This is a genomic window from Rhizobium sp. LEGMi-198b (genome assembly GCF_054114205.1).
Genome location: NZ_JBSYVH010000010.1, coordinates 27,573 through 47,243, shown reverse-complemented (window position 1 = coordinate 47,243; position 19,671 = coordinate 27,573). Strand labels below are relative to the sequence as shown.

Sequence of the window (19,671 nt, the reverse complement as noted above, 5' to 3'; positions counted from 1 at the left end):
ATAATCTGCAAAAAACTAAATGGGTTTATAAGGTAGATTTGATAATGCGAGCGGACCTACTGGATGGAATAGTCGTCTTCACCCGTGTCGCTGAACGACGCAGTTTTACCGCTGCTGCGCTCGAACTCGGTGTGACACCTGCTGCAATCAGTTGGACTGTCAAGCAACTGGAAGCGCGTGTGGGCGCACCGCTGTTCACCCGCACAACGCGTTCGGTTGGCCTTACCGAAGCGGGACAACTCTTTTTGGAGCAAGCTACGGCGGGCATCGCATACGTTGAAGCTGCATATGAGGCGGCTCAACGGCTCAGTGATAACCCAAGAGGGCTGCTGCGCTTGAGCGTTCCTTATGTGGCGCAGACGCTTATCGAACCCAAACTCAAGGGATTTACCGACGCCTACCCGGACATCGAACTCGAACTGACCTTTGAGGACCGTTTTGTCGACGTCGCCGGAGAAGGCTACGATGCCGGCATCAGGATCGGGGAGATGATCGCGCAGGATATGGTGGCCGTAAGGCTAACCCCAGCTTCTGCGAGGGTTGTCGTGGGATCACCTGCTTACTTTGCAGAGCGTGGGAAGCCTGTGCGGCCGGAAGAGCTTGAGCATCATGCCTGTATCAACATTCGGCTCGCTGGAGGCGCGGTCTACCGCTGGGATTTTGTAGAGCGCACGAACGAGAATGAGACCCGAGCCTTCGCAATGGACGTGGAAGGACGTCTAACCGTAAATGGACCTGCGACTTCTCTCTCAGCCGCGCAGGCAGGCGTAGGGCTAGCCTACAATATCGCTGCTGTCGTCGAGCCGCTGATCCGCCAGGGTCTCCTTGAAACCTGCCTCGAAACTTTCATGCCAACGAGCCCCGGTTTTTTCATCTATTTTCCGGACCGAAAACAAGCACTTCCAAAATTACGAGCATTCGTAGATTACTGGCACGGAAAAGTGGCTTAGGTAGTCGGGGTCGCTATTCGCTGTCGCCGCTAGCGTTGCCTCCGAAGCCTCGGTGCCCCGCCGGTCAGATTTGCCGAGCGCCCGCATGATGAAACGAATTTGGGCGTTGACCGACGCAGCAATCTCGTCTTCCTCCTGGAAACATTGCGCGACCAGGACCGGGTGGGAAAACGGCAGAAACGCCGTGATCACTCCTTGTGCGGCATCGTCGACGTTTTCAGCTTGGAATTCACCCGATTGCAGACCCTGGCGGATAATCGCTTCCAGGATCGCCCGGATTCGCTCACTATGCGCATTCATCGTTGCCCAATTTTCGTTCGTAGCAGCGACGAACAACTCGTGAATGGGTCTTTCTTCCATCAGCGTCCTTCTGCTGTGCTGATGAAGGACGTTCAAAAGTTCAACGAGCTTTTTGCTCGCCGTGGCGTCTGTCCGTGCGATAGAAAAAGCAATTTCAGTCAGCGCCTTCACGACACGGCCACAGACAGCATTGTCGATCGCGGCCCTGCCAGGAAAGAAGCGATACACGTTCGCTCGACTTGTACCGAGATCAGACGCAATGTCGGCAACCGTTGTCTTACGGTGACCGATACGGCGAATGTGTTTTTCCGCAATATCCAGGATGCGATCACGCCCTTGCGCTAAAATTGCTTCATCCGAAGCTGAGAAATAAGGTCCTCGTCCCTCAAATTCCGGTTCCGGTCGATCGGACGGCCAATAAGCATCGCGGATCATCGACGTTGAACCGTTCGTTTTCTCCTTCGCGTCATGGCCGGTCACGTCCGTACATATCCGAAACATGATGTCACTCCGCCGCCATAGCGCGTTGCAGTTCTGGAGCATCTTGCTCTGGAAGATGTACTTGTCCCGCAGTCGGCTTGATGCGGAACCAGGTGGCATAGAGAGCTGGCAAGAACAGCAGGATCATCACCGTGCCGACCGCCGTACCGCCGATCAGCGTGTAAGCCATCGATCCCCAGAACACCGAATGGGTGAGAGGAATGAAGGCAAGGACCGCCGCAAGGGCCGTCAAAATGACGGGACGTGTCCGCTGCACCGTCGCCTCGATCACGGCGTGATAGTCGTCGAGACCGGCTGCCTTGTTCTCCTTGATCTGTTCGGTCAGGATCAAGGTGTTGCGCATCAGGATGCCAGCCAGTCCGATCAGTCCCAGAATGGCATTGAAGCCGAAGGGCTGATGGAAGAGGAGCAGGACGGGGACCACCCCGGCAAGACCGAGTGGCCCCGTCAGCATAACCATGGTCATCGTCGACAGGCTGCGGACCTGAAGAACAATAACGATCAGCATGGCGGCGATCATTGCGGGGAAGATCTGCGCAAGTGCAACATTCGCCTTGAGCGATTCCTCAATATTTCCGCCCATTTCGATACGATATCCGACTGGAAGCGAGGCAATCAGCGGCTGAAGCGCCTTCAGAACCTGCTGTGAGACCTCCGGAGGCTGTGTCGCCTCATTGATGTCAGAACGGATCGTGATAACGGGCGTTCGATCGCGGCGTTTCAGGATCGGTTCTTCAAACCGGATTTCCGAATGGCCGATCTGGTCGAGCGGAACCTGTCGACCGTCCCGACTCATCAGCGAAAAATCTGCCAGTCTTGACGGATTGAGTCGATTTTCGCCAGCGCTGCGGGCGATGACAGGCACTTTGCGGATGTTCTCACGAACCTGCGTGATCGGAATTCCACTCAGCAGCAATTGCATCTGCTGGGCGGCCTCCGCCGACGAAAGACCGATCAGATTGAGCCTATCCTGATCAGGGACGAAGCGCAGCACGGGGGTGCGATTGCCCCAGTCGCGGTTTGCCTGGCGGACATCGGGCACGCTCTTCATGATGTCGAGAGCTCTTCCGGAGATCTGGTACAGTTGCTGAGGATCAGGACCCATCACGCGGAATTCGACCGGAAACGGCGTGTAAGGACCGAATACGAGCTGCGTAACACGGACATAGGCTTCAGAAGCGAGCCCGTTTGACACGGCGGTCCGCAGACGCTGCTTCAAAGCTTCGCGGGCCTCGGCGTCAGGCGTCAGCACGACGATCTTGGCGAAGGACGGGTCTGGCAATTCCGGCGCCATAGCAAAGAAGAAACGGGGAGCGCCCTGCCCTACATAGCTCGTAACGGTCTTTGCCTCGGGCTGTTTCTGAAGCCATCCTTCGAGCTTTTCGACCGTTGCCGTCGTCGTTTCGATACTGGTGCCCTCGGGCAGACGAACCTCGACCAGCACTTCTGGGCGGTCCGATGTCGGGAAGAACTGCTGCTTTACCGCTCCCATTCCAACGACAGAGATTCCCATAGCGATGCCGACCACCGCGCATGTGACGAACTTGTGGCGTACGGCAAACTCGATCAGCCCCCGCAGACGCCGATAATTCGGCGTGTCGTAGATGGCGTGATGGCCGCCCTCGACCTGCTTGATCGCCGGCAGCATCTTGACGCCAAGATAGGGCGTGAAGACCACGGCGACGATCCAGGAGACGATAAGGGCAAAGCCTACCACCCAGAAGATGTTGCCGGCATATTCGCCGGCGGTCGAGCGGGCGAAGCCGACCGGCATCAGCCCGATAATCGTCACGAGCGTGCCGGACAGCATGGGTGCCGCCGTGTGGCTCCAGGCATAGGCGGCCGCCTTGATGCGATCCATCCCCTCTTCCATCTTCACCACCATTACCTCGATGGCGATAATGGCATCGTCGACCAGAAGGCCGAGCGCCAAGATGAGCGCACCGAGCGTGATGCGGTCGAAGAACCTGCCGGTCTCCAGCATGATGAGGAAGACCACGGCGAGCGTGAGCGGAACGGCCAGAGCGACGACGATGCCGACACGCCAACCGAGGCTGATCAGACTTACGAACAACACGACGCCCAGCGCCATGGCGAATTTCAGCATGAATTCGCCGACGGCTTCCTGGATGTTGACGGCCTGGTCGCTGACCTTGGCGAGCGTCATGCCGAGCGGAAGGCCTTGGGCGATTGTCGCCGACCTCTCTTCAAGCGCCTTGCCGAGTTCCAGCCCGTTCCAGCCTTGTTGCATCACCACGCCAAGCATGATGGCCGGTTCGCCATTGTGACGGATGAGATAGGTGGCCGGATCTTCATAACCACGCCGCACTTGGGCAAAATCCGAGAGCTTCAGCGTGCGTCCCGCTGCCACGATCGGCGTATCGGCGATCGCCTGGATGCTGTCATAAGCGCCATCGAAGCGAATGAAGACCTGCGGGCCGCGCGTATCGATCGATCCCGCCGGCGTTACGGTATTCTGGCGCTGTAATGCGGCCGCGATGTCCTGGGCCGAAATCCCGAGGGTGGCCAGCTTCGCATAGGAGAACTCGACAAAGATCTGTTCGGGTCGCTCTCCGAGAATGTTGATCTTCTTGACGCCCGGCACATGCAGAAGATCTTGGCGGATCACCTCGGCCTGTCGCACAAGCTCGCGCATCGGCATGCCCTTGGCCTTGAGCGCATAAAGGGCGAAGCTGACGTCGGAGTACTCGTCGTTGACGAACGGGCCGAGGACACCCTGGGGCAGGTTTCGTGTCTCGTCTCCAAGCTTTTTACGGGCCTGATAGAATTCTTCCTCGACCGCGGTGGGCGGCGTACTATCCTTCAGCGTGACCGTCGAAAACGCATATCCGGGCCGCGTCGTCGTCTCGACTCGATCATACCAGGTGAGTTCCTGGAGGCGTTTTTCGAGTGGTTCGGCGACAAGATCCTGCATTTCGCGGGCTGTCGCGCCCGGCCAGACGGACGTCACGGTCAGGGTCTTGATGGTGAACGATGGGTCCTCCGCGCGTCCGAGCTTGACGAAGGCGTAGACACCGGCCGCAGCCAGCAGCACGATGAAGAACAGGGTAACGGCTCGCTCGCGAACCGCGAGCGCGGAAAGATTGAAGGTCATTAGTTCGCCGCCTCTGTTTTGTCCGCGCTAGTACGAACGCTCGCGCCGTCCTGTAGCAAATGAGCTCCCAAAGCGACGATCGGCTCACCCGCTTTCAGGCTGGAAACCACTGCGGAATCCTCACCGATCTGTTCTATTTTCACCTGCCTGAAGTGAACGGTCGAAGATTTCTCATCAAAGACCCAGACGCCGGTCCGGCTGCCGTCATCCAAAATAGCGCCAACAGGCACCGCTGCATGCGATTGGGCTTCGCTATTGGAGATTTTGATCGTAACTGTTGCGCCCAGCGGGGCTGATGCCGCGCCACCATCCAGAACCCAGCGTGCTTCATAAGTGCGGGTCTGGGGATCAGCGGCATCAGAGATCTGCCGGAGCCGCGCCTTGTCTTGCCGGGTTTCGTTTCCATAGATGCTGGCGTCAGCTATGTCGCCGATCTGCGGCCGCAGGGATTCCGGGAGCCAGACCAGCGCTTCACGCGGGCCGGCCTGTGCGAGACGAACGACTGTTTGTCCCGCTGCCACGACTTGACCCGGCTCTCCGAGCGTTTCGACAATCGTTCCGTCCGCATCAGCAACTAGCAGGGAATACGTTGCTGCGTTTTCGGCGACCCTTGCATCCGCTTCCGCCGCAGCAAGCTGAGCAGTTGCAGTGTCGAGCACAGCCTTTGCCTGCTCATAACGCTGCGGCGACGCCGCTGCCAATCCGCTTTTCGCCAAAGCAGCGTAGCGTCTCTCGTCGGCTTGCGCTTGGGTCAACACAGCTTGCGCAGAGATGACTGCATTGTGTTTCGCTGTCAGTGCGAGACGCAAATCGGTCTCATCGATGCGCATGAGGGGCTGGCCTGCCTTGACCTGCTGACCAACGTCCACATAACGCTGCATGATCTTGCCGGGCACACGGAAACCAAGGTTAGTTTGCACCCGGGCGGCGATTGTGCCGGTGAAGCTCCGTTCGGCTGTATCTGGCCTCTTTGCTTCGACCAATCTGATGAGTGGTGGCGCAGTGCGCGGATCGGCGGCTTGCGCCTTTCCTTCCGAGGACTCGGCGACTAGGACGAACGCTGTGGCGCCGACGGCTGCCAGAAGGCCGAAGGAGGCGAGAAGAATTTTGCGGCTCATGTCATTAACCCTTCTTGACGGGCGCAGCAACTAAATTAGATTGTGATCTAACTCTAATTGTGTTATAGATGTCAAGTGAAATCTAAACGGAGATCGATATGAGAGTCAGTCGCGCTCAGGCAGAGGCAAATCGTGAAGCGGTGATCAATGCGGCAAGCCGGCTCTTCCGGGAGCATGGCTTCGACGGCGTCGGGTTAAAAGATTTGATGAAAGGTGCCGGCCTCACTCAAGGCGGATTCTACAAGCAATTCGAATCGAAGGATGATCTTGCGGCGTTGGCGTCAAGGCGCGCCATGGAAAGCGCGACACGCAGATGGTCGACGGTTGCTGCCGGAAGTCCCGATCCCCTTGAGGCGGTCGTTGGCCTCTACCTTTCGACTGATCACCGAGGGGAAGTAGGCGACGGATGCCCGCTGGCGGCCCTTGGCTCTGATGCGGCGCGCCAAAGCGAGGAAGTGCGAGCCCCCTTTCAGGATGGCATTGAAGCCCATCTTCAGATTCTCGACGAATTGATTCCGGCATCGGACAGCTCGAAACCTTATGACAAGGCCATGGCTGTCCTGTCCCTCATGGTGGGCGCCGTCACGATTTCTCGCGTTATGACGGATGAAGATATGTCCCGGCGGATCCTCGAAACGGCCTTTGATACGGTCAAGCGCATTACGAGCTGCCCAGAAGAAGAATGAACTGCCGGTTCTGGAAATAGAGCGTCTGTTCCATACCTTGCACGCTTCGTTTCCGGATCCACCACTAACCTTACCCTCGACCGCCCGGGCCGAGTGGAAAGATTCACTGCGGGAGAACGCATGCGTCGTATCGTTATCACAGGCATGGGGGCCGTCAGCCCGCTCGGAGCCAATGTATCGACATCTTGGGCTCGGCTTTTGGCTGGTCGCTCGGGTATTCGGCGTCTTGCAGATGAGGTGGTAGGAGACTTGCCCGCAAAGATCGGCGGCACGGTTCCGTCCTTTGAAGACGACCCCGAGGGCGGCTTCGACCCGAATACCGTCTTTGCCCCAAAGGATCAGCGCAAGGTCGATCGCTTCATACTATTTGCATTGGCGGCGGCGGAAGAGGCGCTCACGCAAGCTGGCTGGAGGCCAGTGTCCGAAGTGGATCGTCTGCGCACGGCGACAATCATCGCCTCTGGGATCGGCGGGTTTCCGGCCATAACAGAAGCGGTTCGAACGGTGGATCAACGCGGTCCCCGACGCCTGTCGCCGTTCACGATTCCATCGTTTCTGGTAAACCTGGCGGCAGGCCAGATCTCGATCCGTTACGGCTTCAAAGGCGCGCTCGGCGCACCAGTTACCGCCTGTGCCGCTGGTATTCAGGCGCTCGGTGACGCAGCTCGTCTTATACGCGCGAATGAAGCCGACATCGCCATATGCGGTGGAACGGAAGCATGCATGAACGTTGTAAGCCTCGGTGGTTTCGCCGCGGCGCGGTCGCTGTCCACGGGCTTCAACGACAAGCCAGACAAAGCATCCCGCCCCTTCGATATGCTGCGCGACGGTTTTGTCATGGGAGAAGGCGCCGGCATTCTTGTCATTGAATCGCTAAGCCATGCGCTTGCCCGCGGCGCGAAGCCGCTTGCCGAACTTGTCGGTTATGGAACCACGGCGGACGCTCATCACGTCACCTCCGGACCCGAAGACGGGGGCGGCGCACGCCGAGCCATGGAGATCGCGATTGCCCAAGCCGGCATCTCGCCCGAAGATATTCAACACCTCAATGCGCACGCAACTTCCACACCCATCGGCGACCTCGGCGAAATCAATGCGATCAAGAGCGTCTTCGGCGCCAATTCCGCAATAGCGGTGAGCGGTACGAAGTCGGCGACCGGGCACCTGCTTGGCGCCGCCGGCGGTCTCGAAGCCATCTTCACGATCTTGGCGCTCAAGGATCAGGTGGCGCCGCCAACCTTGAACCTGAACGCACCAGATCCGGCGGCGGACGGGATAGACTTCGTGGGAAATCAAGCACGACCATTGGAGATCGACTATGCAATCTCCAATGGCTTCGGCTTCGGAGGGGTCAATGCCAGTGCGATATTCCGGCGTTGGACGGACAAACTGCCTGGCGCTTGAAGCGGTAACGCTCACGACGGACAGGCTCAAATAGCAATTTATTGGAGATTGGCGATGATTGCGACCCGAAACATCGTTGAGCTGAAGCCAAGGATCACCGTGATCGGTATCGGTGGCGGCGGTGGAAACGCCGTCAACAACATGATTGCAGAGGGCTTGCAGGGTGCAGACTTCGTCGCTGCAAACACCGACGCTCAAGCGCTTGCCCTATCAAAGGCACCCCACATTATCCAGTTAGGCGCCAACGTGACCGAAGGTCTTGGCGCGGGTTCGCTTCCGGAAGTCGGGCGCGCAGCGGCTGAGGAAACGATCGATGAAATCATGGACCATCTGGCCGGGACGCATATGTGTTTCGTGACGGCGGGGATGGGAGGCGGAACCGGAACCGGTGCGGCGCCCGTCATTGCTGAGGCTGCGCGCAAGGCCGGCATTCTCACCGTCGCCGTTGTCACAAAACCCTTCATATTCGAGGGCGCGCAACGGATGCGGGCGGCAGAACAGGGCATCGAACGTCTTAGCGAATGCGCCGACACCGTTATCGTCGTCCCGAACCAGAACCTATTCCGGGTCGCCGATGCAAAGACGACCTTCGCCGATGCCTTCACAATAGCGGATCGCGTTCTCTATGCAGGCGTCGGCTGCGTCACCGATCTGATCGTGAAAGAGGGTCTGATCAATCTCGACTTTGCCGACGTGAGAGCAGTGATGCGCGACATGGGGCGAGCCATGATGGGCACTGGCGAGGCAGCCGGACAAGACCGTTCGAAGATCGCTGCGGAAGCGGCAATTGCAAACCCGCTCTTCGATGAAGCATCGGTAAGAGGTGCAAAAGGCGTTCTCATTTCAATTTCTGGCGGGCCTGACATGACCCTGTTCGAAGTGGACGAGGCCGCTACCCACATTCGCGAGAAGGTCGACGCCGACGCCGACATAATCGTCGGTGCGATATTCGATGACGCTCTCGTCGGGAAATTCAGGGTATCGGTTGTTGCGACAGGCCTACGGCAGGCAGCCGAAATTATTTCATTTGGACAACGAATTGCGTAAAAGCTGGGCTAAGACCTTCAAGCGCAAGTTCAGCTTGCGGGAAAGCTAGTTTATGTCTGTCCCCTACCGGCTGCTTCGCTACTGCTCACTCCCTCTTTGGCAAAATGCGCAGCGCGCGCTCCATAGCCTTGAGGTCGACCGCGTCTTTGGGCGGGAGGTCACGTCGGTTCGCCACCCTCGGCCGAATACATGCTCACCAAGCTTGGTGGTGAGCTATTGCCGATAATCGACGAGATCGAGAAGATCGGTTCGAAGCTGCGGGAGCCTCGTCAGGCGGCGTAAAATAGTGCGACGGCGCGGCCAAGTCATGCGCAAGATGCAGGCTGGAACCTTGGCCGACCTTATCAGGGTTTGGGACAGGTTCAAACTATAGCCGCCCCGCATTCCGGGATATACCGGTTGCTGTCGATGATCACGTTACCGGACAGACTTTGTTATCTGAACCCACGATCATGTCTGTCGCAGTGGCAGGAACCTTTATGCTTTGAAGAGGGTTATAGATGCACTCTCGAGGACAGGGAATGATCCCCAAGGTACAAACGATCGGAGTTCTTGTGGCGATCTTTTTCGGCGCCACCTTCTTGTCGCTTCTGGAGCATTTCGGACACACCGTTCCATTGCCCCTCCTCGGGCGGGCGCTGGCCGGAGCTGCCTCCTACGCCCTGTGGATCGGTCACCATGGATGATCTGACGGCTCCCAAGCAGGATCGGCCGCTTTCCGTTCTCGCGCCCGCAGCGAAGAAGATGTTCGGTCGATTGGGGCCGGGCCTTATCACCGGCGCCTCCGATGACGATCCGTCCGGGATTGGCACCTATAGCCAAGCCGGCGCCCAGCTCGGGTTCGGGGTCGGATGGACGATGTTGCTAACCTATCCGCTGATGGCGGCAATTCAGGAAATCAGTGCCCGCATCGGCAGGACAACCGGTCATGGCATTGCAGGCAATCTCGGGCGGCACTACCCGAATTGGCTTCTCCTTTCCATCGTGACGCTGCTGTTCATCGCAAACACCATCAACATCGGCGCGGATCTCAGCGCCATGGCGGACGCGACAACCCTGTTGATCGGAGGGCCTGCGGCCCTTTATGTCGTTGGCTTCGCGGCAATTTGCGTCGGTGGCATCGTGTTCGTCAATTACGATCGCTACGCCCTTATCTTGAAATGGATGACGTTGAGCCTGTTCTCCTACGTGGCGGTGTTGTTTGCCGTGCGCATTCCATGGCACGAAGCATTGGAAGGTATATTAGTGCCCCGTATCGACTGGAGCAGCGCGTTCTTCACGACGCTGCTTGCCATCTTCGGCACGACGATTTCGCCCTATCTGTTCTTCTGGCAAGCCTCGGAGGAAGCTGAAGATATCCACGCCAACCATGACAGAAAATCTCTGTTGAAAGCCCCGCGTCAGGCACTCGATGCGTTTTCGCGCATTCGCGCCGACACACTGATCGGCATGGCATTTTCCAACATCATCGCGCTGGCGATCATCTTCGCAACTGCGGCAACTCTGAACATAGCCGGGACCACCGCCATCGAGACATCCGCCCAGGCGGCCGAAGCGCTCCGCCCGATCGCCGGCGATTTTGCTTTTGCCATCTTTGCTTTTGGCATCGTGGCGACAGGACTTCTGGCGGTCCCGATCCTGGCAGGTGCTGCGGCATATGCCATCGGAGAAGCCTTTCGATGGCCGGTGGGTCTGTCGCGTCAACCAAAAGAGGCCGGGGCGTTCTATTGCACGCTCGCAGCCGCGACAGGCTTCGGCGCGGCGATCACCTTCAGTCCCATTGATCCGGTCAAGGCGCTTTACTGGTCTGCCGTTATCAATGGTGTTGTCGCCGTGCCGGTGATGACAGTCATGATGTCGATGACTGTCCGACCAGAGATCATGGGCGACTTCGTTATCAAGGGTTGGCTGCGCTGGCTGGGATGGGGCTCGACGATAGCCATGGCCGCGTGCATGCTCGGAATGCTCGTTAGCTGGTTCACGTGAAGAAACCTCGACGAGTTTTAATTTTGACGCCGCCCTCCCAGGAACAAAGCTCCCGATTGCTGGTTCGGGTTGTGGAGGGATATGGCTATGGACAGACAATGGTGGGACCATCTTCTGATGCTCGAAACGAAACGCCTTGGCCGCGTGGTCAGTATTAACTGCACCGAGCGCGCTGCTGGTTTTCTCCTGAACGAATGGCCGACGGAGAGAACCGGACAAGCCTACGAATGGGCAAAGCAAGCGCTTCTTGATGCTGTCGAGGAGAGAATCACCACCGAGGCAGCCCGCAGTGCGATGATTGCGGCGGCACGAGAGGACGGCGTATTCGTGTACGGGGAGTAGGCTCGTGCGGCCCTCGCGAAAATGTGCGGAGACAACGGTGGATTTTGCAGCTCGTTGTCGCGATACGGGATTTCGCTGTGCTGCCGGCAATTCGCAAACGTACGGCTCGGCTTCCGACTGGCTATTCCGCCTTACGACCAGCGAAATCGGTAATGACAGAAACGAATTCGGCATCCTGCCCCGCAAAACCATGGTGCGCGCTGAAGGTACACGGATTGCCTTGTTCGCTCCCTCCGCTCAACCACTTCACTCCAAGCTTCGCTCCGGCCCATGCTTTAAACGGTGCCACACCGGTCGGGCTTGTGAAGCGGCAATTGTCTTCACGATGATATATGACGAGTGGCGTAGGTAGGAGCGCTGACTTTCCGAGGATAGCGGCGACGCTTTTGGCCGGACCGGATGCTTTGGTCAGAAATCCGGAGGTCAGCACCAGCTTGTCCGGACGCGCACCCCGGCGCAATCCTTCCGCCGCACGCTGCGTTCCCTTGCTCGTGGCGACAATGATAACAGGGCGCTTGAGACCGGCCATGAAATCCGTGGCAGAAGTGAGATTCGTTCCTCGACGAGCAGCACGTTAAAGCCTTTGTCTCGGAACGCATCACGATTGCGGATGAGAGCGTTGGTCGCGCCATCGCTAAAGCGGGCGCGCCGATCGTCGAGCACAGGCAGCATTGCTATCCATGATCCAATTTGAAGCCGGCTTTTCGCACCGCTGCGCCCGCAAAGCGGTCTGCGTCTTGGCATGGACAGGGATGGTAGGGATCACGAACAGCTTTTTCTCCTGTCCATTTCGGCCACTACGTTTTCGATCGGAAAATGCATCAAGCGCACCAGCAGGCCCTTCAATTCGGGCTCCTGCACTCTTTTGGCAGCTTCCAAAGGCGAGAACCATTCTGTGGTGCGTTCTTTACGTTCCGGAAATTTGGCACATAGCTTCTGGACTCGTAGAAGATGAACCTCGACCATAGATGGGGTGGCGTTTTCCGAATCGAAGATCTTCAAATAGGTGTAGTAACCAAAGGGTTTTTTCTCGGCCTTGCCTTTGACACCAGCCTCTTCCCAAGCCTCGCGCTCCGCAACCTCGTTCGGCTTCAAACCTTTGATCGGCCATCCCTTGGGAATAGTCCAACGATGCGTTTCGCGCGTGGTGATGAGAAGAACTTCGATAGTTCCGTCGGCGCCGAGACGTGAACAGATTGCGCCGAATTGTTCAGCCATCTCGCCATTCATCATTATTTCCGCATAGGCTGCGAGACGTGCAAGATGGAGTTCGTACTTGTTCATGGGCCCCGCCAAATTCCTAAGTAAAACGCGCGGTTGCTTTTCGACAACCAGTAGCCTTTGACCAAGTTGACCAATGCAGCACCTTTGGCAAAGTGTGGCTACCTAGCCACATCAAACCGCTCCAGTCAGCGTTTGTTCCCGATAAGCGGGCGAAGAACAGGCAACGACAAAATAGCTCGACGTCGATCTCGCCACCCAGAAGCTTCTGTTGCCATAGGAAGGAGGAGCTACCGCCAGCCTTTAGAGTGGAACGAATGGCCCTTTCGTCAGTTCTATGGGAGGCGACTTCACTCAGGCCCGGCGTGTCGGTCGAGAGGGCTATGCGCATTCTAGTTTGGCTGTGCCTGGCCGCAGCATTGACGGCCACTGCGATCTGGTTCGTGACGGAACCCACCGTACCTTTCACTCAAAATGATCCGCGCCTTGAAGGCAATGGTGATCCGGCTCGGGGGCAGCTTATTTTTGCTGCCGGCGACTGCGCGTCCTGTCACGCCACCCCGGGCCAGCAGGACAGACTGCGATTGGGCGGTGGCATCGCGCTCGCAGCGCCCTTCGGCACGTTTCGCGCTCCCAATATCTCATCCGACCCCGTTGATGGCATCGGAAGATGGAGCACCGTTGATCTCGCCAACGCCATGATCGGCGGGGTTTCGCCGCAACGTCGGCACTATTATCCGGTGTTTCCCTATCCGAGCTATACCGGCATGCGGCTCGAGGACATCAAGGATCTGCGGGCCTATCTGAAGACGTTGGCACCGGTTTCCGGCCATCCGCCCCCGCATGATCTGTTTCTTCTGTTCCGCATACGCCGCGTCTTGGGCTTCTGGAAGCTATTGTTCTTCCATGAGGGGCAGACGCAGGCATCGGTCGGCGGCGATACCGTCCTGTCTCGGGGCGGCTACCTGGTCGAGACCATAGGCCACTGCGCGGAATGCCATTCGTCACGCAATTTTTTCGGTGCCATCAAGCCCGAAACCCGGTTTGCCGGCGGCACCGATCCCGAGGGCACGGGCTTTATTCCCAACATTACACCAAGCCGGATCGGACATTGGTCCGAAGCCGATATCGCGGAATTGTTGAAGAGCGGCAACACGCCGGACCACGGCCGCGTCGGCTCGTCCATGGCCGAGGTCGTGACCAATACGGCAATGTTGCCCCAGAGCGATCGCGACGCCATTGCACGCTACATCAAGTCACTGCCGGCTCGTCCCACGCCCCATCCTTGAACGAATTAGTGAATGTAGAGATAGGCGGCAAGATCGCGCGCCTCCGCTTCCGAAATCCCCGTTTTCGGCATCGCCGAATTGGGAGAGAAGGTCTGCGGCGATACAATCCAATGAACGAGGTTGTCGCCGGTATTGTTGACTACGCCGGCGATATACACCCGCGTTTGAAGCCCAGACAAAGCGCCGCCCACTTGTCCGTCCGCACCCGCGATTCCGGGGATTTGGTGACATCCGGTGCAGCCATATCGACGAAAGATCGGCGGTGCGCGGGAAGGATCGCCGCCCTGGGTGAGCAGGCGCGCCGCCTGTAGCCGCTGCTGCCAGTTCTTTACCATGTTCGTGCCGATCAGAGCGCAGAGCAATGCAATGGCTGCTGCGCCCAGCCAGACGCTGCGATTTCTATAAAGGACGGATGCGCTGAACATGGTCCACTCCCCTGCCGGCGTTGGCAATCCATAGCGCAGCCAATACGAGTGCCGCCCCGGCATAAATCGTCCCGGCGGGAATCCACATAACCATGCCGGCGAGCTGCTGGTCCTCCAGCGGCGTGAGTCCCCATGTTGCCGCGGCATGCGTCTGCTCGACGTAAAGAACGCGGGGGGCCAGCGCCATCAGGGCGCCGAGCGCGCCCGTGTGCAGCATGGTCAGGAAAAGATGCCACGCAGCGACGCCATGATTGCTGCACCAGAAGACCGACCACCAGAACAGCACGGCAGTGGCGAAGAAGCTTAGATGCTGCAGACGATGCAGTGCGACGTCGTCGACGGCGGCATCGAAAAGGGCCGGCGCGTGCCAAGCCCATATGGCGACGGCATGCAGCAGAGTGGCATTGGTTCCGCCGCTCAGCCAGCGCCAGACTGATCGCACCGTGCCTCGCCGCATGGCCCTGCCCGTCCAGCGCCTCAGTCGTTCCGGCATGCCCCATAGGAACAAACCCGCAGGCCGCGCGATGACAATCATCGGAGCGGAGACCGCCATGATGATTTCGTGCTCGATCATGTGAAAAGTAAAAACTTGCTCTCCGAGCCAGTGCAGCGGCGACAGCAGTGCGCCCGCAAGCGTCAGCCAGCCTGCCCAATAGCAAATGGCGCGTTTCGCCATAACGGGCCGGCTCCTTCCGGTGCGCCGCCACAATTTCCAGGAACCCCGGCCATAAAGAAAAGCGATGATCGCTAACGGCGTTCCGATCCACGGATCGATTGTCCAGATCGAATGAAACAAATGCGCTTCCGCGCCGTGCGCTGCCGCCTGCCGCGCCATCATCAGCAGAAATATCAAAGCGCCTAGTGTTCGCATGCGTTCAAGAGCCATGCGGCTCCCCCTTGCAGAACAAGCGCGAAGGCGAAGACGAGCCCTATCAAGACGCTGAGATGGCGGATGTACAGCCCCGTTCGCGCCTCCTCCGGCTTCGAACCGATCTGCGGTGCTAACGAACTCGCCACCGCAAGAAGGATGGCCACGGAAGATGCGATAAGCGACCAGTGCATGCGACGGCTGCAATCGACATAGGGGAGGATTTGGCCGAGCTGGGTGTTGATCGCCCAAACAAGGGGAGCAAAGATCAATCCGCCGTATTTTGCCGCTGCGGTCATCATAGGCGTGGCACCCAGTAGATGCATGTATATAGGGGAATCCAAGCCACCACGACAAAGTTCCAGTACATCGCATTATCCTCGACGTCGCCGAAGCGGCGCGGGTTGTCGGCATGCCTCGTAAACATCAGGCAGGCCAGCACCAGTGTATCGATGAGGTCTGTAATGATGTGGGTCGAATGAAGGCCCAGCAGTGTCCATATGATCGAGCCGTAGGCATTGTCATCCCAGCGCACATGGAGGACGGTGAATTCGAAAGCGCGCAAGATCAGTGGTATTGCCCCGAGCACCGACATAATGACGAGCCCGATCCGCACCTTGCGCAGATTTCTTTGCCGCGCCCAGCGGGATAAAAGAATGTTCGGCACGACGCTCGCCAACAAGATGGCCGTCAACACTGTTCCGGGGATGAGGCCGGGCGCGGGCGCATTGATAGGCCATTGCGGCGCGATGCTCATCAGATAGAAATAGACTGCGATGGCCAAAGCGAAGCCGGAACCTTCAATGAGCATGAAGGCGCAGGTTCCCCACCAGGTCGGGCTTGCCGTGCCCATACCATGGGGCGGCAACTTTGAAACGTCGAGTACGATGCGTTCCTTCACGATTCGTCCTCCGGCGTCTGTTTGGGCCAGAACCAACCGATTAACGTGATGCCGATGGGAATTGATCCCCATACGACAGCCCATGGCGAGAAGATCGACCAAATCAGCATCACCGTGGTGGCAAGAGCCGCCCATAGCGGCCAGATCGAATTTCGCGGCGAGGACTCGTTGGCTTCCGGCTGTGCCTCAACAACGCTGCTGACGATCAATTCACGCCGGTCGGTGCGCAGCCCGGTCGCAACCGCAAGCTCATCGGGCTGCGTCCACAACGGGTCGCGATCGCCGACCACCGGAATGCGGCGGAAGTTAAAGCAAGGCGGCGGCGACGGGATCGCCCATTCGAGCGTCGACGCGCCCCACGGATTCTCGCCGGCGATCGGACCCGATCGAGCGCTGCGGATGACGTCGATGAAAAAGACGAGGAACCCCAGCGCGAGGACGACGGCGCTCAGGCTGACGAACATATTCATGCCGGCCCAAGGCATTTCCGGCTGATAGGTGTAGATGCGCCGCGGCATGCCCTCGAGGCCCAGAATATGCATTGGGAAGAAGGTTAGGTTGAAGCCGGCGAAAAGCAGCCCGAAGGCCCAGCGGCCGAGCGTCTCGCTCATCATCCGGCCGGTCATCTTGGGGAACCAATAATAAATGGCGCCGAGCAAGGGGAAGAGGGCGCCGCCGACCAGGACGTAATGGAAATGCGCGACGACGAAATAGGTGTCATGCACCTGGGTATCGAACGGCACGGAGGCGACCATGACGCCGGTCAGTCCGCCGATGACGAAGGTAACGATGAAACCGAGGACGAACAGCATCGGCGTTTTCAACACGGGTTGCCCGCCCCACAGCGTCGCAAGCCAGCAAAATATCTGCACCCCGGCGGGGATGGCGATCGCCATGCTGGAGGCGGTGAAGAAGCTCTCGCCGAGCCGCGGCAGCCCGACGACGAACATGTGATGCACCCAAAGGCCAAATGCCAGAATCCCGGTAGCGATCAGCGCCATCACCAACGGAAGATACCCGAACACGGGGCGGCGCGAAAAAGTCGCTGTTATCGTCGATACCATGCCGACGGCCGGCAGGAAGATGATGTAGACTTCCGGATGCCCGAAGAACCAGAACAGATGCTGCCATAGCAGTACGTCACCGCCCTCAGCGGGATTGAAAAACTGCGTTTCGACCAGACGGTCCAGGATGAGCGATGAGCTGGCGAGCATGATCACCGGCATGGCCATGATGACGAGGAAGGCTGTGACGACCATCGACCAGACGAACAGCGGGATGCGGTCCAGCGCCATGCCGGGCGCCCGCTGCTTGAAGACGGTGACGACAAGTTCCACCGCAACGGCCAATGCCGAAACTTCCGTGAAAGTGATCATCTGCGCCCAAAGGTCGGCGCGCTTGCCGACGCCATATTGCGGCCCGGATAAGGGCACGTAGGCAAACCATCCGACGTCGGGCGCGGTATCCAGAGCAAACGAGGTCCATAATAGCAATCCGCCGGCTAGAAAGATCCAATAGGAAAAGGCGTTCAAGCGCGGAAAGGCAATATTGCGGGTGCCAACCATGAGCGGCACCAGATAGACCGCCATGGCTTCCATGACTGGCACCGCAAATAGGAACATCATGTTCGCGCCATGCATCGTGAAAATCTGGTTGTAGCGATCCGGGCCGATAAAACGCGCTTCCGGCTGCGCCAGTTGCAGCCGCATCGCGAGCGCCAGGAGACCGCCCATGGCGAGAAATACGAATGCGGTCGTGATGTAGCGGCGGCCGATGATCTTGTGATCGACTGTCGTGAGGGCGCCCCAGACGCCGGCCCCCGTCATCCAGGTTTGTGCCAGCCGTCCTTCGAGCTCGTCATCGTCGAACATCAAATCCGTCGGTACAGCTGATTTGGCGTCCTTCGTCATCTGAGGCTTTCCATATAGGCGGAAAGCTGCCGCAGTTCGTCGCTCGAGAGGAGAACCATCGGCATGTTGTTTCCTGGTTTCAGCGTCTGAGGATCGGCGATCCATGCGGCGAGCGAGCCGCGTGTATTGTCCAGCAGGCCCGCCGCAATCGTTTGCCGACTGCCGAGATGGGTCAAGTCCGGCCCCGTCGTTCCCGATGCGTCGGTACCGCGGATGGTATGACAGAAGGCGCAGGGCTTGCGCATGAAGAGGGCCTTGCCGGCAATCGCTTCCGGATCCGGCGGCGATGCGCTGTTGCCGCGCTGTGCGGCAGCCCAGCGCTGATAATCGGCCACGTCCTCGGCAATGACAAACAGCGCCATGTGACTGTGCTGAAGTCCGCAGAACTCCGCGCATTGACCGCGATAGACGCCTGGACGATCCGCTCGAATAATTATGGTGTTCTGTCGGCCGGGAATGAGGTCGCGCTTGCCGGCGAGGCTCGGTACCCAGAAGGAATGAATGACATCGGTGCTTTCGAGCTCAATGCGAATATCTACGCCGACGGGAATATGCATCTCATTGGCCGTCTGGAACGTCTTGGCCGGATCGGCATCGTCGTAGATGAATTGCCACCACCATTGCTGGCCGCGCACTTTGATCGTGACGCCGGCATCCTCAGCCATGCCGAGACCGCGGGTTCCATAGAAGCTCGCGATCGTCAGGCCGGCGATGATGAGCACGGTTGCTGCAACCGCTGCGGTCACCAACGTTCCCATCCGCCGCTCGCTCGCGGCGCTTGGACTTTGCCGCTGCGTCCTCGATCGCAACAATGCCAGGATCAGAACGATCATGACCAGCGCCCACACCGCGGAGCAGACGATCACGATCGCGATGATCAAGTGCTTAAGCTGAACGGCCGCGGCACCCTCGGCATTCAAGGCCGACTGCGCGCCGTTACATCCTGCAATCAGGATTGCCGCCAGAAGCACGAAAACGGCAACACCCGGTTTCAAGGTGACGGCCCCTGCGCGGCGTTCATCCCGGCAGGACCTTCTTCGAATAGGATTGCCGCCGGCGCGCGATTTTCCGCCGGGCGCGTATGTTTGTCGTCGTTTCGGCTCGGCGCGGTGGTCTTTACCTTGTATGCACCGACTGTGTGGATATAGCCGGCGAGCTGCCAGATCTCATCGATCGTCATCTTATCGCGAAAGGCCGGCATTTCGTGGGGTCTGCCGTTGCGGATGGAGGCTGCGATCGACACCATCTCCGGGCCATAGAGCCACCATCCGTCGAGGAAAGAGGGACCGGCCGCGCCGCGCCCGTCTCCGTGGCACGTCTCACAGCCGAACCAGGAATAAAGGCGTTTACCCTGGCTGAGGTCATAAGCGGTTTTCTCGTAAGGCTTGCCGAGGGCGAAGTAGATTTCAGGGGGAGTGCCGCTGATGCCGTTCGGCAGCAGGCGCAGCTCATCCAGCGCGGCCCCTACCGGGGGATCCGTTCGATATTGCCGTGCTTCGCGCGTATCGCCGATCAAGGCGGCCGCGCCGAGGGCCACCAGAAAAGCAGCGATCAGGAACGCGCGATCAAGGAATTCTCTGCTGACCACCCACGCCATGTTCGATGTTC

The 19,671-nt window shown here is 58.8% G+C and carries 20 protein-coding genes; 8 read left to right on the top strand and 12 right to left on the bottom strand.

Translation table 11 applies throughout. The annotated features are described in order from the left end of the window. Positions 1–44 precede the first annotated feature (44 nt). Complete coding sequence (locus ACXHXG_RS29120) at positions 45–950, top strand: LysR family transcriptional regulator (protein WP_457901538.1); 906 nt, start codon at positions 45–47, stop codon at positions 948–950. On the opposite strand, the gene ACXHXG_RS29115 is transcribed toward ACXHXG_RS29120, so the two are convergent. From ACXHXG_RS29115 to ACXHXG_RS29105, 3 genes are read right to left on the bottom strand one after another with little or no spacing between them, the layout of a single operon-like run. Continuing rightward, on the bottom strand, positions 909–1,730 hold the full coding sequence (locus ACXHXG_RS29115) for a TetR/AcrR family transcriptional regulator (protein ID WP_457901537.1): 822 nt from the start codon (positions 1,728–1,730) through the stop codon (positions 909–911). The two genes, ACXHXG_RS29120 and ACXHXG_RS29115, sit on opposite strands and share 42 nt — an antisense overlap. 25 nt (positions 1,731–1,755) lie before the next feature. After that, complete coding sequence (locus ACXHXG_RS29110; RefSeq protein ID WP_457901536.1) at positions 1,756–4,866, bottom strand: efflux RND transporter permease subunit; 3,111 nt, start codon at positions 4,864–4,866, stop codon at positions 1,756–1,758. Then, a complete protein-coding gene (locus ACXHXG_RS29105) occupies positions 4,866–5,984 on the bottom strand; it encodes an efflux RND transporter periplasmic adaptor subunit (RefSeq protein ID WP_457901591.1) in 1,119 nt (372 codons plus the stop codon). Before ACXHXG_RS29105 ends, ACXHXG_RS29110 begins: the two co-directional genes overlap by 1 nt. Before the next feature lie 98 nt (positions 5,985–6,082). Between ACXHXG_RS29105 and ACXHXG_RS29100 the strand changes: the two genes are divergently transcribed. The 6 genes from ACXHXG_RS29100 (at position 6,083) to ACXHXG_RS29075 (ending at position 11,449) form a co-directional block, all read left to right on the top strand. Beyond that, positions 6,083–6,670 carry a TetR/AcrR family transcriptional regulator gene (locus tag ACXHXG_RS29100; protein WP_457901535.1) on the top strand — a complete coding sequence of 196 codons (588 nt, stop codon included), beginning with the start codon at positions 6,083–6,085 and terminating at the stop codon, positions 6,668–6,670. Between the two features lie 120 nt (positions 6,671–6,790). Continuing rightward, positions 6,791–8,074, top strand: a complete 1,284-nt coding sequence (gene fabF / locus ACXHXG_RS29095) for a beta-ketoacyl-ACP synthase II (protein ID WP_457901534.1) — start codon at positions 6,791–6,793, stop codon at positions 8,072–8,074. 54 nt (positions 8,075–8,128) lie between these two features. Beyond that, a complete protein-coding gene (gene ftsZ / locus ACXHXG_RS29090; RefSeq protein WP_457901533.1) occupies positions 8,129–9,121 on the top strand; it encodes a cell division protein FtsZ in 993 nt (330 codons plus the stop codon). A gap of 521 nt (positions 9,122–9,642) precedes the next feature. Next, complete coding sequence (locus ACXHXG_RS29085) at positions 9,643–9,807, top strand: hypothetical protein (protein WP_457901532.1); 165 nt, start codon at positions 9,643–9,645, stop codon at positions 9,805–9,807. Next, the gene (locus ACXHXG_RS29080) at positions 9,800–11,107 is read left to right on the top strand and encodes an NRAMP family divalent metal transporter (protein WP_457901531.1); all 1,308 of its coding nucleotides are present in this window, start codon (positions 9,800–9,802) and stop codon (positions 11,105–11,107) included. Before ACXHXG_RS29085 ends, ACXHXG_RS29080 begins: the two co-directional genes overlap by 8 nt. An 87-nt stretch (positions 11,108–11,194) precedes the next feature. Next, complete coding sequence (locus tag ACXHXG_RS29075; RefSeq protein WP_457901530.1) at positions 11,195–11,449, top strand: DUF982 domain-containing protein; 255 nt, start codon at positions 11,195–11,197, stop codon at positions 11,447–11,449. 121 nt (positions 11,450–11,570) lie between these two features. On the opposite strand, the gene ACXHXG_RS29070 is transcribed toward ACXHXG_RS29075, so the two are convergent. Both ACXHXG_RS29070 and ACXHXG_RS29065 read right to left on the bottom strand, forming a co-directional pair. Continuing rightward, positions 11,571–11,978, bottom strand: coding sequence for a hypothetical protein (locus tag ACXHXG_RS29070; protein ID WP_457901529.1), 408 nt, complete (start codon positions 11,976–11,978; stop codon positions 11,571–11,573). 233 nt (positions 11,979–12,211) lie between these two features. Beyond that, on the bottom strand, positions 12,212–12,733 hold the full coding sequence (locus tag ACXHXG_RS29065; RefSeq protein ID WP_457901528.1) for an NUDIX hydrolase: 522 nt from the start codon (positions 12,731–12,733) through the stop codon (positions 12,212–12,214). Positions 12,734–13,053: 320 nt separating this feature from the next. Here ACXHXG_RS29065 and ACXHXG_RS29060 point away from each other — a divergent pair, with 320 nt between their 5' ends. Then, the gene (locus tag ACXHXG_RS29060; RefSeq protein ID WP_283053513.1) at positions 13,054–13,959 is read left to right on the top strand and encodes a c-type cytochrome; all 906 of its coding nucleotides are present in this window, start codon (positions 13,054–13,056) and stop codon (positions 13,957–13,959) included. A gap of 5 nt (positions 13,960–13,964) precedes the next feature. On the opposite strand, the gene ACXHXG_RS29055 is transcribed toward ACXHXG_RS29060, so the two are convergent. The 7 genes from ACXHXG_RS29055 to ACXHXG_RS29025 form a co-directional block, all read right to left on the bottom strand. Next, positions 13,965–14,294 (bottom strand): c-type cytochrome, encoded by a 330-nt coding sequence (locus ACXHXG_RS29055; RefSeq protein WP_457901590.1) that lies wholly within the window; start codon positions 14,292–14,294, stop codon positions 13,965–13,967. 64 nt (positions 14,295–14,358) lie between these two features. Beyond that, complete coding sequence (locus ACXHXG_RS29050; RefSeq protein ID WP_457901527.1) at positions 14,359–15,270, bottom strand: cytochrome c oxidase assembly protein; 912 nt, start codon at positions 15,268–15,270, stop codon at positions 14,359–14,361. After that, entirely contained in the window at positions 15,243–15,554 is a 312-nt protein-coding gene (locus ACXHXG_RS29045; protein ID WP_457901526.1) for a hypothetical protein, read from the bottom strand. The genes ACXHXG_RS29050 and ACXHXG_RS29045 overlap by 28 nt, the downstream gene beginning before the upstream one ends. Continuing rightward, positions 15,551–16,153: a cytochrome c oxidase subunit 3 gene (locus tag ACXHXG_RS29040; protein ID WP_457901525.1), complete on the bottom strand. Its 603-nt coding sequence runs from the start codon at positions 16,151–16,153 to the stop codon at positions 15,551–15,553. Before ACXHXG_RS29040 ends, ACXHXG_RS29045 begins: the two co-directional genes overlap by 4 nt. Continuing rightward, positions 16,150–18,063 (bottom strand): cytochrome c oxidase subunit I, encoded by a 1,914-nt coding sequence (ctaD, locus tag ACXHXG_RS29035; RefSeq protein ID WP_457901524.1) that lies wholly within the window; start codon positions 18,061–18,063, stop codon positions 16,150–16,152. The genes ACXHXG_RS29040 and ctaD overlap by 4 nt, the downstream gene beginning before the upstream one ends. Further along, positions 18,060–19,058 carry a cytochrome c oxidase subunit II gene (coxB, locus tag ACXHXG_RS29030; protein ID WP_283053504.1) on the bottom strand — a complete coding sequence of 333 codons (999 nt, stop codon included), beginning with the start codon at positions 19,056–19,058 and terminating at the stop codon, positions 18,060–18,062. The genes ctaD and coxB overlap by 4 nt, the downstream gene beginning before the upstream one ends. After that, on the bottom strand, positions 19,055–19,660 hold the full coding sequence (locus tag ACXHXG_RS29025) for a c-type cytochrome (protein WP_283053502.1): 606 nt from the start codon (positions 19,658–19,660) through the stop codon (positions 19,055–19,057). The genes coxB and ACXHXG_RS29025 overlap by 4 nt, the downstream gene beginning before the upstream one ends. Positions 19,661–19,671: the final 11 nt, after the last annotated feature.